Origin of the sequence: Conexibacter woesei DSM 14684 (genome assembly GCF_000025265.1) — a bacterium.
GTDB lineage: Bacteria > Actinomycetota > Thermoleophilia > Solirubrobacterales > Solirubrobacteraceae > Conexibacter > Conexibacter woesei.
Window position 1 is genome coordinate 3163378 of the sequence record NC_013739.1, and the last position, 12963, is coordinate 3176340.

The 12963-nt window shown below is 75.7% G+C and carries 13 protein-coding genes; 4 read left to right on the forward strand and 9 right to left on the reverse strand.

Annotated features, from left to right (window positions below):
* Positions 1-103: 103 nt before the first annotated feature.
* Genes CWOE_RS14765 through CWOE_RS14780 form a run of 4 tightly spaced genes read right to left on the reverse strand, consistent with a single transcriptional unit; the run spans position 104 to position 5683 of the window.
* The gene (locus tag CWOE_RS14765) at positions 104-3679 is read right to left on the reverse strand and encodes an AAA family ATPase (protein WP_012934430.1); all 3576 of its coding nucleotides are present in this window, start codon (positions 3677-3679) and stop codon (positions 104-106) included.
* 12 nt (positions 3680-3691) lie between these two features.
* The gene (locus CWOE_RS14770) at positions 3692-4864 is read right to left on the reverse strand and encodes an exonuclease SbcCD subunit D (RefSeq protein WP_012934431.1); all 1173 of its coding nucleotides are present in this window, start codon (positions 4862-4864) and stop codon (positions 3692-3694) included.
* A 53-nt stretch (positions 4865-4917) separates the two neighbouring features.
* Positions 4918-5397 carry a COG4315 family predicted lipoprotein gene (locus CWOE_RS14775; protein WP_012934432.1) on the reverse strand — a complete coding sequence of 160 codons (480 nt, stop codon included), beginning with the start codon at positions 5395-5397 and terminating at the stop codon, positions 4918-4920.
* A gap of 49 nt (positions 5398-5446) precedes the next feature.
* On the reverse strand, positions 5447-5683 hold the full coding sequence (locus CWOE_RS14780; RefSeq protein ID WP_012934433.1) for a hypothetical protein: 237 nt from the start codon (positions 5681-5683) through the stop codon (positions 5447-5449).
* Between the two features lie 83 nt (positions 5684-5766).
* Between CWOE_RS14780 and CWOE_RS14785 the strand changes: the two genes are divergently transcribed.
* A complete protein-coding gene (locus tag CWOE_RS14785; RefSeq protein ID WP_012934434.1) occupies positions 5767-7860 on the forward strand; it encodes a phage holin family protein in 2094 nt (697 codons plus the stop codon).
* Here the strand turns inward: CWOE_RS14785 and CWOE_RS14790 are convergent.
* On the reverse strand, positions 7788-8546 hold the full coding sequence (locus CWOE_RS14790; RefSeq protein WP_012934435.1) for an MBL fold metallo-hydrolase: 759 nt from the start codon (positions 8544-8546) through the stop codon (positions 7788-7790). The genes CWOE_RS14785 and CWOE_RS14790 overlap by 73 nt on opposite strands.
* 68 nt (positions 8547-8614) lie before the next feature.
* On the opposite strand from CWOE_RS14790, the gene CWOE_RS14795 reads away from it, so the two are divergent.
* Together CWOE_RS14795 and CWOE_RS14800 are read left to right on the forward strand one after the other, a co-directional pair.
* Positions 8615-8890: a type II toxin-antitoxin system Phd/YefM family antitoxin gene (locus tag CWOE_RS14795; RefSeq protein WP_012934436.1), complete on the forward strand. Its 276-nt coding sequence runs from the start codon at positions 8615-8617 to the stop codon at positions 8888-8890.
* The gene (locus CWOE_RS14800) at positions 8880-9281 is read left to right on the forward strand and encodes a type II toxin-antitoxin system VapC family toxin (RefSeq protein WP_012934437.1); all 402 of its coding nucleotides are present in this window, start codon (positions 8880-8882) and stop codon (positions 9279-9281) included. The genes CWOE_RS14795 and CWOE_RS14800 overlap by 11 nt, the downstream gene beginning before the upstream one ends.
* A gap of 10 nt (positions 9282-9291) precedes the next feature.
* Here CWOE_RS14800 and CWOE_RS14805 read toward each other — a convergent pair whose 3' ends face one another.
* The 3 genes from CWOE_RS14805 to CWOE_RS14815 form a co-directional block, all read right to left on the reverse strand.
* Positions 9292-10146, reverse strand: coding sequence for a spermidine synthase (locus CWOE_RS14805; RefSeq protein WP_012934438.1), 855 nt, complete (start codon positions 10144-10146; stop codon positions 9292-9294).
* 68 nt (positions 10147-10214) lie between these two features.
* A complete protein-coding gene (locus tag CWOE_RS14810) occupies positions 10215-10742 on the reverse strand; it encodes a ribonuclease H family protein (RefSeq protein ID WP_012934439.1) in 528 nt (175 codons plus the stop codon).
* Between the two features lie 116 nt (positions 10743-10858).
* Complete coding sequence (locus CWOE_RS14815) at positions 10859-11542, reverse strand: hypothetical protein (protein WP_012934440.1); 684 nt, start codon at positions 11540-11542, stop codon at positions 10859-10861.
* 111 nt (positions 11543-11653) lie between these two features.
* Here CWOE_RS14815 and CWOE_RS14820 point away from each other — a divergent pair, with 111 nt between their 5' ends.
* Entirely contained in the window at positions 11654-12424 is a 771-nt protein-coding gene (locus CWOE_RS14820) for a nucleotidyltransferase family protein (RefSeq protein WP_012934441.1), read from the forward strand.
* A 48-nt stretch (positions 12425-12472) separates the two neighbouring features.
* Here CWOE_RS14820 and CWOE_RS14825 read toward each other — a convergent pair whose 3' ends face one another.
* Entirely contained in the window at positions 12473-12940 is a 468-nt protein-coding gene (locus tag CWOE_RS14825; protein ID WP_012934442.1) for a metal-dependent transcriptional regulator, read from the reverse strand.
* Positions 12941-12963: the final 23 nt, after the last annotated feature.

Here is a 12963-nt window from a genome sequence, read left to right on the forward strand (position 1 = left end):
GGAAGCCGGCCGGAGGTTGGTGCGGACAGCCCCACCTCGTCGCGGGACCGCCGCGGCTTCGGTCCTGCCGCCTTCGGCCCTGCCGCCTCGCGCGTCGGACGGCCTACGCGGCGGCGGTCGCTGCGGACTGCTCGACGTGCGAGCCGCTGCGGCCCTTGACGACGTGCAGCTTCGCGGGCACGCGCTGACGCAGCTCGGCGACGTGGGAGACGATCCCGACCGCGCGGCCGCCCTCGCGCAGCGCGTCGAGCACGTCGAGCACCTCGTCGAGGGTGCGCTCGTCGAGCGAGCCGAAGCCCTCGTCGATGAAGAGCGTCTCCAGCCGGCTGCCGCCGGCGTCGGCGGCGACGACGTCGGCGAGTCCGAGCGCGAGCGCGAGGCTGGCGAGGAACGTCTCGCCGCCGGAGAGCGTCGCGGGCGAGCGCTCCTCGCCGGTCCAGCCGTCGAGGATGCGGAGATCGAGCCCGCCGCGGCGCTGGCCCTTGCCGCCGCCGTCGGAGTGGACGATCGCGTAGCGGCCGTTCGACATCCGCTCCAGGCGCGCCGTCGCCGCCTCGGCGACCTCCTCCAGGCGTGCCGCGAGCACGTACGCCGCGAGCCGCATTCTGAGGCGGTTGGACGAGGATCTTCCTTCCACGAGGTACGAGACCTCGGTCACGAGCCGTGCTTGCTCCGCTACGGGCGCGAGCCGTTCGAGCGCGCCGTCGAGGTCGGCGGCGAGGCGTATCACGTCGACGTGGCGGCGGCGGTCGACCGTCAGCCGTCCGTGCGCCGCCTCGTCGGCGCGAGCCGCCGCCGCGGCCTGCTCGCGCAGCACGTCGAGGTCCGGCGCGGGCTCGGCGGCCGCGGCCTGCAGCTGCTCGTCCTGGATCAACGCGACGCGCTGGGCGAGCCCCTCGTCGAACTCGCGCAACCGCCGCTCCAGCTGCTCCTGTGTGTCGCCCTCGCGCATCGCCGCGCGCGCGGCGTCGGCGGCCGGCGTGGCGATCGGTGCGGCGTGGGAGTCGAGCGCGGCGATCAGCCCCGCGTCGGCGGCCGGCGGCGCGAGCGGCGCGGCGTCGTCAGGCGTGAAGCCGGCGTCGAGCGCGGCCCGCTCGGCGGCGTCCGCGGCTGCGACGTGGGCGGCGGCGGTGCGAGCGGCGTGCTCCAGCGCCGCGGCGGCGGTCTCGCACGCGTCGGCTGTGCCGCGGAGCGAGTCCGCACGGTCCGCGATGCTGTCCGCGTCGCCGCGCGCCTCGGCGACCTGTGCGCGGTCGGCCGCCAGCGCGGCCGAGCGCTCCGCGTGGGCGGCGCGCGCGGTCGTCACCGTTTGCTCCGCCTCGCGGCGGCGCTGCTCCTGGGCGGCCGTGGTGGTCGCGAGCGCGTCGAGCGCGCGCTCGGTCCCCGCCAGCCCGTCGGCGAGCGTCCGTGCCGCCGACAGCTCGCTCGCGAGCCGGCGTGCGCGGTCGCCCAGCTCCTCGGCCGGCGCGTCGCCCGCGACCGCGCGCGCTGCCGCCAGCGCCTCCGCATGCGCCGCCGCTTGCCGTTCGCATCCGGAGCGCTCTTCCGCGAGCACCGCCTGCCGCTCCTGCGCCGCCCGCTCCTGCTCGGCGAGACTCGCCCCATCGGCGTTGGCCACGCGCGCGCTGTGGGCGGCGTCGGCCGCGTTCGCGCCGTGGGCGGCGGCGTCGCTGGCGCCGGCGGTGGAAGCGTCGGACGCGGCGTCGGCGGAGGGCGTCGCGGCCGCGCCGGCGAGGTGGGCTGGGGCCGGGTGGTCGGGAGAGCCGCAGACGGCGCACGGGTCGCCCGGGGTGAGGTCCGCGGCCAGCTCGGCTGCCATGCCGGCGAGGCGGCGCTCGCGCAGGTCGAGCCAGGCGGCGTGGGCGCTCTGGTGAGCATCGACGGCGGCGCGGACGCGGTCGGCGATCGCGTCGCCGGCCGCGACCAGACGGTCGCGCTCGGTCGCGCGTTCGGCGCGCTCGGCGGCGCCGCGTGACTCGGCGGCGAGCGCTTCGACGCGGTCGGCAGCGCGGCGTGCGGCCTGCAGTGTCTCGTCCAGCCTCCTCCGCTCCTGCCCGGCCTGCTCCAGCGCCTGCGCCGACGCGGCGAGGGTCGCGCCGGCCCGCTCGGCCTCCTGCGCGAGCGTCGCGAGCGACTGCTCGTCGGTCGCCAGCCGCTGCTCGACCGCGACAAGCGCGCCGAGCGCTCCCGCGCGCGTGCGCAGCTCGGCCGCGTGCGCGCGCAGCGCAGCCGGCCGCGGCTCCCCGTCGCTCGCCCCCGGTGCCGCCGGCTCCGCGTCCGTCCCCGGCTCCGCGTCCGTCCCCGGCTCCGCGGCCGTCCCCGGCTCCGCGTCCGTCCCCGGCTCCGCGGCCGTCCCCGGCTCCGCGTCCGTCCCCGGCTCCGCGGCCGCCCCCGGCTCCGCGGCCGCCGCCGACTCCGCGCCAGCTGCCCGCTCCGCGTCGTCGCCTGGCCCGGCCGCCGCGCCACGCTCCTCTGTCTCCAGTGGCGGGAGGTCGAAGAGGGTGAACACCTCGTGCTCGGGAGGCGCGGTCGATTGCTGCGGTTGAGCGACCGCAATCGACCACGGCTCCGCGGCGGGCGCGGGTGGCGCGGCCGCGACGGCCTCGGCCGCGGCGTCGGCGGCGGCACGCGACTCGTCGTCGAGCGCCGACCACGCTGCTTCGGCATCCGCCGCGGCTGTGGCCGCGTCGGCGCCGCGGGCGCGCGCGGTCTCCAGCAGCGCGGCGACGGGGGCGGCGCGGCGAGCGGCGAGCAGCTCCTGCTCGGCCGCGTCGCGGGCGCCGCGCCGGCTGCGCCACGACTCCAGCTCCGACAGCGCCTTCGCGAGCCGCGTGCGGCGGCCGGCCAGCTCGCTGCCGTCCGCGAAGGCGCGCTCGGCCGCGACACGTGCCGCGCGGGCGCCCGCGTTCGCTTCCTCGGCCGTCGCGGCGCTCGCTTCGGTCGTGATACCGAGCCCGCCGGTCCACTCCCGCACGCTCTCCAGCTCGTCCTCCCAGCCGTCGGGCGCCGGCTCGCCGGCGACCTGCGAGATGCGGGAGACGACGTCGCGCACGTCGCGCAGCTGCTGCTCCAGCTCGGCGCGCGCGGCCCTGCGGCGATCTCTCAGCCACCACTCGACGGCGGCGAAGCGCTCGGTCCCGAACAGCCGCTCCAGCAGTCTCCAGCGCTCGTCGCTGCCCGCTCGCAGGAACGCGGCGAACTCGCCCTGCGGGAGCAGGACGACCTGGCAGAACTGGTCGCACGTCATGCCGAGCGGGTCCGACAGCTCCGCTCTCGCCTCGTCCGGGCGCGCGGCGATCGTCACCCACTCGTCGTCGCGCAGCTCCTGCACCGTGCAGGCGGCCGCCTCCTCCGTGATGCCGTCACCGCGCAGCTTCGGGCGCACCTGCTTCGGCCGCCGGATGATCCGGAAGCGGCGGTCGCGCAGCGTCACGTCCAGCTCGACCTCGGTTCTGACGCCGGGGTCGGCGTGGTCCGAGCGCAGGCGCGAATCGCGCGAGCGGGCGCCCGGGACGTCGCCGTAGAGCGCGAAGCAGACGGCGTCGAGCAGCGTCGTCTTGCCCGCGCCGGTGTCGCCGTGCAGCAGGAACAGCCCGGCGGCGGCGAGCGCGTCGAAGTCGATCTCCTCGGTCGCGGCGAACGCCTGGAAGGCGGTGACGCGGAGCCGGTGCAGGCGCATCGCGCGCGGCGCCTAGGCGGCCGCGGCCGCCGGCTGGCCTTCGGCCTCCGCGATCCGCCGGGCCGTCAGCGCGTCACGCAGCAGCTCCAGCTCGTCGTCGTCGGCCTCGCTGCCGCGCACGTCGGCGATGAAGCGGCGGACCAGCTCGTCGTCGTCGAGACCGCGCAGGCGCTGGTAGGAGTCCCCGGGCGCGCTCTGACCGCCCTGCGGGTCGAACGCGAGCGCGACCGCGTGCGGGAAGCGGCGGCGCAGCCGCTCCATCGCGTCGCTCGGCCGCACCGGGTCGGTCAGCGTCGCCTGCACCCAGGCGCTCTCGCGCTCCCTCAGCCGCGGGTCGGCAAGCAGCTCGTCGAGCGTGCCGCGGAGTGCCGCGAGCGGGCGCGGGACGGGGCAGGGGAGCAGCTCCACGCCGACGGGCGCGCCGGCGGCGCCGACGTCGACCAGCGCGACCGACTTTCTCTGCGGCGCCTCGCTGAAGGAGAACGCGAGCGGCGAGCCGGCGTAGCGGCAGGCGGCGCCGCCGGCGATCTGCGGGCCGTGCAGGTGGCCGAGCGCGACGTAGTCCGCGCCGGCGAACGTGCCCGGCGGCACGTGCGCGGCGCCGCCGACGGCGAGGTCGCGCTCGCTCTCGGAGCCGGCCGCGCCGGAGACGAACGCGTGCGCCATCACGACGACGGGCGCGCTGCCCGCTGCGGAGCGGCGGCGGGCGATGTCCGCGCGCACGCGCTCCATCGCGGCACCCGTCACGGCGGCGTGGGAGCGCTCCTGCACGCCCAGCTCCTCGCGCACGAGATCGGGCTCGAGGTAGGGGAGCGGGTAGACGAGCGCGCCGCCGACCTCCACCGCCGTGCCGGCCGATGCCGGGTCGGTCACGACGTGCACGCCCGCGCGCGCGAGCAGCTCGGCGCCGAAGCCGAGCCGCGCAGCCGAGTCGTGGTTGCCGGAGATGACGACGACGGGCGCGATCTCCGACAGCCGCGCGAGCGCGTCGGACGCGAGCCGCACCGCATCGACCGGCGGCAGTGCGCGATCGTAGAGGTCTCCGGCGATCAGGATCCCGTCGACCCGCTCGGCGCGGGCGGTCGCGACGGCGAAGTCGACGAACGCGGCCTGCTCGCTCAGCAGATCCTCGCCGTGGAAGGCGCGGCCGAGATGCCAGTCGGCGGTGTGAAGCAGGCGTGTCATCGGCCCACTCACGATGACGGGCGGGCCGGATGGAACCGGCGCGGCAGCCGGCGTCAGGTCACGGGCGAGGCGTCGCCCCGCACCACGAGCCAGGTGCCGCCGAACTCGAAGACGTTCTGGCACAGCACGACGCCCGGCGTGTCGCGCACGTAGTAGTACAGCGGGTAACCGCCGTAGGTGACCTGCCGGCGGCCGTCGGCGCGGCGCGTCGTCGCGATCAGGCGCTCGCGCGCGCCGCTCCCGGCGACCGGGTCGCCTTTCGCGTAGACGGGCGGCCACGCCGCGGCGCAGGCGCCGTAGCAGCGCGGGCGCGACGAGCGCTCGCGGTCGAACAGGTAGAAGGCTCTGCCGCGGCCGTCGGCGAGGATCCGCCCGAACTGCGAGCCGACGATCCGGACGGTCGTGCCGGGTCTGGCCGCAGCGGTCACCGTCGGCGGGGCACCCGCGTCGCCGGCAGCACCGCGGTCCCCATCGCGGGGAGCGACCGCGAGCGCGACGGCGAAGACGGCGACGGCGATCGCCACGACGAACATGGGACCACGTTAGCGCGCGGTCCTGTGCACTTCGCGCCGGAAAGCAGCGCTACGCGGTCCGCGGGCCCGGCGGCGGCTCGACCGGCAGCATCTTGCGACGCGCCTCCTCGGCGGCGCGGCGGGCGTTGCGGCGCTGCGCCAGCTCGTCGAGTCGTCCGACGGCAGGCTGCGGGGCCGGCTGTCCGGCGCGCGCCGCCCGTGCGCGGACGATCGCGGCGGTGATCTCGGAGGACCGGCTTCTGCTGTTGCGGCTCCAGCTCGCCGGCATGTCGTCGTGCGTGGACATGAAGTCGAGATCGGCAGATCGGATGACTTCCTTGAATCCTGTGCGCCGCTCCTCCGGGTTGCGCGATGCGAGATGCTTCCGCAATGCGCCTCGTGACCCGTCTCGCGTCCGTCGTCGTGCTCGACACGCTGGTGCTGCTGGTGCTGGCCGCGGTCCTGCCCGGCTTCACCGCCGACGATTTCGGCGCCGCGCTGACGCTCGCGCTCCTGCTGGCGCTCGCGAACGCGCTGCTGTGGCCGCTGCTGATCCGCATCGCGCTGCCGTTCACGGTCGCCACGCTCGGCCTCGGCGCGCTGGTGCTGAACGCGCTCGTGCTGCTCGCGATCGCGCAGATCGACTACGGCGTCCACGTGCGGGACTTCGGCACCGCGCTCGTCGTGACGCTGCTGCTGACCGCGATCAGCTCCGCCGCCAGCGCCGTGCTCGCGCTCGGGTCCGGCGACCTCTGGTACCGCGAGGTCGTGCGCAGACAGCTCAAGCGCACGAAGCTCGCCGTCGAGAGCGACGTGCCGGGCGTCCTGTTCCTGGAGATCGACGGGCTCGCGCACGAGGTGCTGCAGCGCGCCCTGCGCGACGGCAACGCGCCGACGCTGGCGCGCTGGGTCCGCGACGGCAGCCACGAGCTGCGGCGCTGGGAGACCGATTGGTCCTCGCAGACCGGCGCCTGCCAGGCGGGGATCCTGCACGGCGACAACGACGACATGCCGGCGTTCCGCTGGTGGGAGAAGGACCGCGGCAAGGCGATCGTCACCAACCACCCGCGCGACGCGGCGGAGCTGGAGCGGCGCCGCTCCAACGGCCGCGGGCTGCTGCACGCCGACGGCGCCAGCCGCGCGAACATCCTCTCCGGCGATGCGCCGCACAGCATGCTGACGATGAGCACCGTGCTCGACCGCAGACGGCAGGGCCGCCTCGGCCAGGACTACTTCGCCTACTTCGCGAGCCCCTACGGCGTCGCGCTGACGTTCCTGCGCTGCATCGGCGAGATCTGCGTCGAGAAGGCCTACGCGATCCAGCAGCGGCGCCGCGACGTGCTCCCGCGTGTCGACCGCTCGGGCTCCTACCCGCTCGTGCGCGCGTTCGGCACCGTGATCCAGCTCGACCTGCAGGTCGCGGCCGTCACCGCCGACGTGCTCGCCGGCCGGCCGGTCGTCTACACGACGTTCCTCGCCTACGACGAGGTCGCGCACCACTCCGGCGTCGAGCGGCCGGACACGCTGGCGGTGCTGCGGCGGGTCGACCGCGCGATCGCGCGGATCGCCGCGGCGGTCGAGCACGGGCCGCGGCCGTACGAGCTGGTCGTGCTCGCCGACCACGGCCAGAGCCAGGGCGCGACGTTCCTGCAGCGCTACGGCGAGTCGCTCGAGCAGCTGGTCAGACGGGTCGTCGGGAACGGGAACGGGAACGGCGCGGCGAACGGCGGGAAGGTCCGCGCCGCGACCGCCGCCTCCGACGAGGGCCGCGGCCAGCTCGTCGCCGGCCTCGCGGAGCTGGGCACGCGGCCGGGCGTGACGGGCCGGGCGGCGAAGGCGATCGCCGAGAGACGCGACGAGCAGGCGCAGTTGACCGAAGGTCAGGAGGCTCCCGACGTCGCCGTGATGGCGTCCGGCAACCTCGGCCTGATCTCGTTCCCGCGGGAGGCCGGCCGCGTGACGCTGGAGCAGATCGAGCAGCGCCGCCCGGGCCTGATCGACGCGCTGCGCGCGCACGAGGGGATCGGCTTCCTCCTCGTACGCTCAGAGCGCGACGGCGCTGTCGCGCTCGGTGCGAACGGCCGGCACCTGCTCGACAGCGGCAGGGTCGAGGGGGAGGACCCGCTGGCGCCGTTCGGCCCGCGCGCCGCCGACCACGTCCGCCGCACGGATCGCTTCCCGCACTGCCCCGACATCGTCGTCAACAGCACCTACTGGGAGGACGTCGACGAGGTCGCGGCGTTCGAGGAGCTGGTCGGCTCACACGGCGGCCTCGGCGGCGCCCAGGCGCAGCCGTTCGTCCTGCACCCGGCCGGGCTGCCATGGCCGGCCCGCGACGGCGACGAGGTCGTCGGCTCCGGCACCGTCCACCGCATCTTCTGCGGCTGGCTGGCGCAGCTCGGGCAGGACGGCTACGACCCGTTCGACGGCAGTTCGAGCGTCTCGCCGGGCGAGAGCGTCTCGACGCGGACCGACGGCGCGTAGCGCGCCACGTGCGCGGCGAACTGGAGCGCGGGCGCGCGCAGCAGATGGCCGTGCCGGCGCGTGAGGCCGAACGGCAGGTAGGTGCCCCAGTGGATCGGGATCGCGACCCGCGGCGCGACGAGCGCGACCGCTCTCGCCGCGCCCTCGGGATCGAGGTGCCCGGGGCCGAGCGACGGGCCCCAGCCCCAGATCGGGACGAGCGCCACGTCGACGCTGCCGCGCAGCGCCTCCATCCCGTCGTCGAGGTCGGTGTCGCCGGCGAACCAGACGCCGTCGACGACGTAGCCGAGCGCCTCCAGCTCGGCCGAGCGCGGCCACCGTCTCGTCGGATGCCAGGCCGGCACGACGTGCACCTCGGTCCCGCCCACGCCGACCGCGTCGCCCGCCGTGACCTGGTGGACGGGGTCGAACGGCAGCGACCGCACGAGCTGCCCCGCGCCGCGCGGCAGCAGGATCCCCGTGCTCGTCTGCGAGAGCCCCTTCAGCGAGGGGCGGTCGAGGTGGTCGTGGTGGACGTGCGAGACGAGCACGCCGTCGACCCGCCCGATCGCCTCCGCGGTCGGGGTCGGCGTGTGCCGCCGCAGATGCGCGACGCGCGAGCGCAGCACCGGATCGGTCAGCAGCCGCGTCCCGTCGCGCGTCTCGATCAGGACCGTCGCGTGGCCGAGCCAGGTGATCCGCCGCATCAGCGGAGCGTGGCAGACGGCGGAGCGGGGGCGCGGCGTCGCGCAATCTAAGTGCTATAAGTAGCACCATGCGTTCGATCGGCATCAGAGAGCTGCGGCAGCAGGCGAGCCGCTACCTGCGGGAGGTCGAGCGCGGGGAGACGTTCGAGGTGACCGATCGCGGCCGCCCGGTCGCGCTGCTTGCTCCCGTACCCCAGGCAAGCACGGTCGAGCGGCTCGCGGCGAGCGGGCGGCTCCGCCGCGCGAGCGGCGACGTGCTCGCACTCGGCGAGCCGCTCGCGCCCGCAGCGGGCATCTCGACGCCGAGCGAGACGCTCGAGCGACTCCGCGACGATGAGCGCTGACGCCGTTTGCTATCTCGACTCGTCGGCGCTCGTGAAGCTGGTCGTGCGGGAGCCGGAGTCGGCGACGCTCACCCGTCATCTGCGCTCACGGCCGGTCCGCGTCTCGTGTGCGCTGGCGACCGTGGAAGTCGTCCGCGCGGTAGGCGCGCACGGCCCCGAAGCGACCGATCGTGCGCGCCAGGTCCTCGACGGCGTCGACATGATCCGGCTCGACGATCCGCTGCTGCACGCCGCCGCGACGCTTGACGGCCCATTGCTTCGCAGCCTCGATGCGATCCACCTCGCCGCTGCGCTCGCGTTGCGGGAGGACGAGGTCGAGCTGATCACCTACGACCGCCGCATGGCCGCGCACGCGGAGCAGCTCGGCTTCGTCGTCTCAGCGCCGGCCTGAGGCCGTGGCCTCAGTCGCGCGCGGGGCGGGCGCCGCCGAGCCATCTCGTCAGCTCGTCGCCGCTGAGCAGCAGCTCGGGGACCGGGCCGCGCAGGGCGCGGCGGGCCAGCTCCGCGTGCGGCAAGGCGGAGGCGGTCGCGGCGGCGAGGATCACGACGTTGCCGCCTTGGCGGCCTCTGACGACCTTGCGCGTCGCGACGATCGCGACGTGGGGGAAGACCTCCCGCGCGGCGGCCGTCAGCGCGCGGGCAGCCGGGAGCGGCGGCGCGTCGATCACGTTCGCGGCGAACGCGCCGCCCGGCCGCAGCACCCGCTCCGCCCCGGCGACGCACTCGACCGTCGTCAGGTGCGTCGGGACGAAGGTGCCGTGGAAGGCGTCGAGCACGACCAGGTCGGCGCTGTCCGCTCTGCGGCGCTCCAGCACAGCGCGCGCGTCGGCGACGCGCACACGCAGCGTGCGGCCGTCCGTTCTCAGTCCCAGCTGCGCGCGGGCGAGCGCGACCAGCTCGGGGTCGATCTCCGCCACCTCGCTGCGCGAGCCGGGCCGCGTCGCAGCGAGGTAGCGCGGCAGCGTGAAGCCGCCGCCTCCGAGGTGGAGCGCGTCGAGCGGCGCGCGCGGCGGGGCGAGCACGTCGGCGACGTCGGCGAAGCGGCGCACGTAGGCGAAGTCGATCCGCGTCGGGTCGCGCAGGTCGACGTGCGAGCAGTCCTCGCCGTCGAGCCGCAGCAGCCGCCGCCACGGCCGGCCCTCCTCCGGGATCACCTCCGCGAGCGCGTATGGCGTCCGCAGCTCGACGCGCTCGGCCGCGAAGCGGGCCGCGTCGTCGCGGCGGCTGCCGCGGCCGGTGCGGGAGCGCGGGGGCATGGGGGGACAGGATGCCGCGTCGGGAGGTCGCCGGGCGGCCCGGCGCGCGCACGCGACTCAGGTGGCGGCTAGGCGGCGGCTGCTGCCGCGGCGACCGCGAGCCTGTCGGCGCGGTCGTTGAGCGCCTTGTGCGCGTGCCCGTCGCCGGTCTCGTGGCCGCGGACCCAGTGCCAGCGGACGGTCTCGTGGCGGCCGACCTCGGAGTCGAGCGCCATCACGAGGTCCTGGTTCTTGACCGGGTCGCCGCTCGCCGTCTTCCAGCCCTTGCGCTTCCAGCCCGTGATCCATCTCGTCATCGAGTTCAGCATCAGCTGCGAGTCGGTGACGATGCAGACACGGCTGCCGGCCGGCAGCGAGCGCATGCCCTCCAGCGCGGCCGTGTACTCCATCCGGTTGTTCGTCGTCGCCGGGTCGCCGCCGGAGTACTCGAGCGGCTCGCCGCCGTCGGCCGGGACGACGATCGCGGCCCAGCCGCCTGGTCCTGGGTTCCCCTTGCACGCCCCGTCGGTCCACACGAGCGCCTCGCCGAGCAGCTGCTCGACGGGTCTCTCGACGATCTTGGCGCGGGGGCGGGAACGGCGTCTGGGAGCTGGCACGGCGCGGAACAGTAGCCGGGCCGGCGGCGGTACGTCGGCCGGCGAGCGGCTGTCACGTCGCACCTCCCGCCGGTGCGCCTCAGCGGCGGCGCACCGGCGGTGGTGAGGCGCTCGCGCTAGCTCCAGACGCTCGCGGCGGGAGCGTCGCGCCAGCTTCCGGGCGTGGTCGAGGACCCCGCGTCGGGGGCCTCGTCGCTGTCGCCAGGATCTCTCGGGGGTTCGGGCGCGCTGCCGTCGGGCGCCGCCGGCGGGGCCGGCACGCCGCCTCTCCCGGGCGCGCAGTCGCCGCCGGGGCCGCCGCGGAAGGACGGACGCGGGATGTCCTTCGGCCCGGTCATCTGGACCAGCTCGCCGATCCGCTCTCTCAGCCCTGCGAGCATCTCGTCACGCGCTCTGGCGCCGAGCCAGCCGTCGTCGACCGCTCTGTCGAGCCGCGCCGTCGCGTCGGCGAGGAGCGCCTCCTCGAGGCCCTCGACCGACTTGCCCTCGGCTCTCGCGACGTCGGCGAGCGATCTGCCGTCGGACAGGCGGTCGCGCAGCTCCTCCTGCGAGAGGCCGAGGTAGTCGGCCGCGGCGCCGGCGTCGCCGAGCAGGAAGCCGCCGCCGCGAGGGCCGAACGCGAAGCCGCCCGGTCCGTGGTCGCCGGGATGCGCCGGGGCCGTGCGCGCGGCGTCGGGCGCCGTCTGCGTCCCCTGCTTCGACGGCGAGTCGCCGGACGCGGCATAGGCGACGCCGCCTCCGGCGAGCGCGAGGATGGCCGCCGCGCCGGCGAGGGCGCGGGTTGTGGTTCTGGCGTTCACTGGGTCGCTGCTCCTTTCGGGAGGGGACTCAATGGCATCAACGTCGTCTGAGAAGCGGCTAAGAGCTTGCTGGGAGTCGTCGCCGGCGGGAGCGCGCTAGCCTCGACGGCGATGTCCGAGTCGCAGCTGCCAGCGAAGATCGAGCAGGTCGCGGCCGCGCTGGCCGACCTCCCCGGCGTCGAAGCCGTCGTCCTCGGTGGCTCGCGCGCGACGGGCACGCACCGGCCCGACAGCGACTGGGACCTCGGCCTCTATTACCGCCCCTCGCGGCGATCGTTCGATCCCGGCGGCCTGCGTGGCCTCGGCTATGACGGCCACGTCTCCGAGGTGGGCGAGTGGGGTCCGATCGTCAACGGCGGCGGATGGCTGACGGTCGAGCAGACGCCCGTCGACGTCCTCTTCCGCGACCTCGACACCGTCGAGAGATGGCAGCGGGATGCGGAGCAGGGGCGGTTCGAGCTGCTGTGCCAGAACGGCTACATCGTCGGCGCCCCGACCTATCTGCCCGTCGGCGAGCTGGCGATCTGCCGGCCGATCGCGGGCGAGGTCCCGCGGGCGACCTTCCCGGTCGCGCTCGCCACGAGCGCTGCCGCGTGGTGGAAGGGTCGCGCCGGCGTCTCGCTGATGTTCGCCGAGAGATATGCCGAGACGGGCGACGCCGTCTGCTGCAGCGGGATGCTGGTCGACGCCGCGCTCTGCACCGCGCACGCGCGGCTCGCTCAGCGGCGCGAATGGGTCCTCAACGAGAAGCGCCTGCTCGCGCGCGCCGGACTCGGCGATCTGCAACGGCTGCTCCCGTCGGCAGCCGCTGAGCGGGACCTCGCGGCGACCGTCGCGGCGTTCGGCAGAGCGCTCGAAGCGGACCCGCTCGCGGCGCGCTGAGCGGGGTCCCTCGGATACACCGAGCGGCTTGTTCCCAAGCCGCTCCGCTCAGGCGGAGCGCTTCGCCGCGCGCGTGCGGCTGCGCGCGGGGGCTGGCCTGACGCGGTCGCCGACCGGGCTCGTGTCGCACGGACGCTCGCCGGTCCAGCTGGCGAGGCGGAGGTGCTGCTCGAGCTTGGGGGAGATGGCGGCGAGCAGGTGGTCGGCCTCGTCGGCGATCTCCTCGTTGGGGATCGTCGTCTGCGTGCGCAGGAAGCGCTCGACGACGCTGCGCCGGCGCCGCATCGACGCAGCTTCGTGGCGGCCGGTCGCGGTCAACTGCCAGCCGCGCTGGGCGGCTCTTTCGATGTATCCGTCACGCGCGAGGCGGCGAAGCATCTCGTGGACGGTCGGCGCCGACAGCTCGAGCGCGCGCGCCACGGCAGCGGCCGCGACGGTGTGACGATCCCCGCCGAGCGCGGCGATCGTCTCGAGGTAGCGAGCCTCTGCGCGGCTCGGTGAGGTCTGCTCCGTCATGGCCGCGAATGATAACGCAAGGC

Coding starts and splice junctions, on each gene's coding strand:
- CWOE_RS14785 (WP_012934434.1), top strand. CDS start 5,767: ATGCGCCTCGTGACCCGTCTCGCGTCCGTCGTCGTGCTCGACACGCTG.
- CWOE_RS14780 (WP_012934433.1), bottom strand. CDS start 5,683: ATGTCCACGCACGACGACATGCCGGCGAGCTGGAGCCGCAACAGCAGA.
- CWOE_RS14770 (WP_012934431.1), bottom strand. CDS start 4,864: ATGACACGCCTGCTTCACACCGCCGACTGGCATCTCGGCCGCGCCTTC.
- CWOE_RS14790 (WP_012934435.1), bottom strand. CDS start 8,546: ATGCGGCGGATCACCTGGCTCGGCCACGCGACGGTCCTGATCGAGACG.
- CWOE_RS14765 (WP_012934430.1), bottom strand. CDS start 3,679: ATGCGCCTGCACCGGCTCCGCGTCACCGCCTTCCAGGCGTTCGCCGCG.
- CWOE_RS14775 (WP_012934432.1), bottom strand. CDS start 5,397: ATGTTCGTCGTGGCGATCGCCGTCGCCGTCTTCGCCGTCGCGCTCGCG.
- CWOE_RS14795 (WP_012934436.1), top strand. CDS start 8,615: ATGCGTTCGATCGGCATCAGAGAGCTGCGGCAGCAGGCGAGCCGCTAC.
- CWOE_RS14805 (WP_012934438.1), bottom strand. CDS start 10,146: ATGCCCCCGCGCTCCCGCACCGGCCGCGGCAGCCGCCGCGACGACGCG.
- CWOE_RS14800 (WP_012934437.1), top strand. CDS start 8,880: ATGAGCGCTGACGCCGTTTGCTATCTCGACTCGTCGGCGCTCGTGAAG.
- CWOE_RS14820 (WP_012934441.1), top strand. CDS start 11,654: ATGTCCGAGTCGCAGCTGCCAGCGAAGATCGAGCAGGTCGCGGCCGCG.
- CWOE_RS14825 (WP_012934442.1), bottom strand. CDS start 12,940: ATGACGGAGCAGACCTCACCGAGCCGCGCAGAGGCTCGCTACCTCGAG.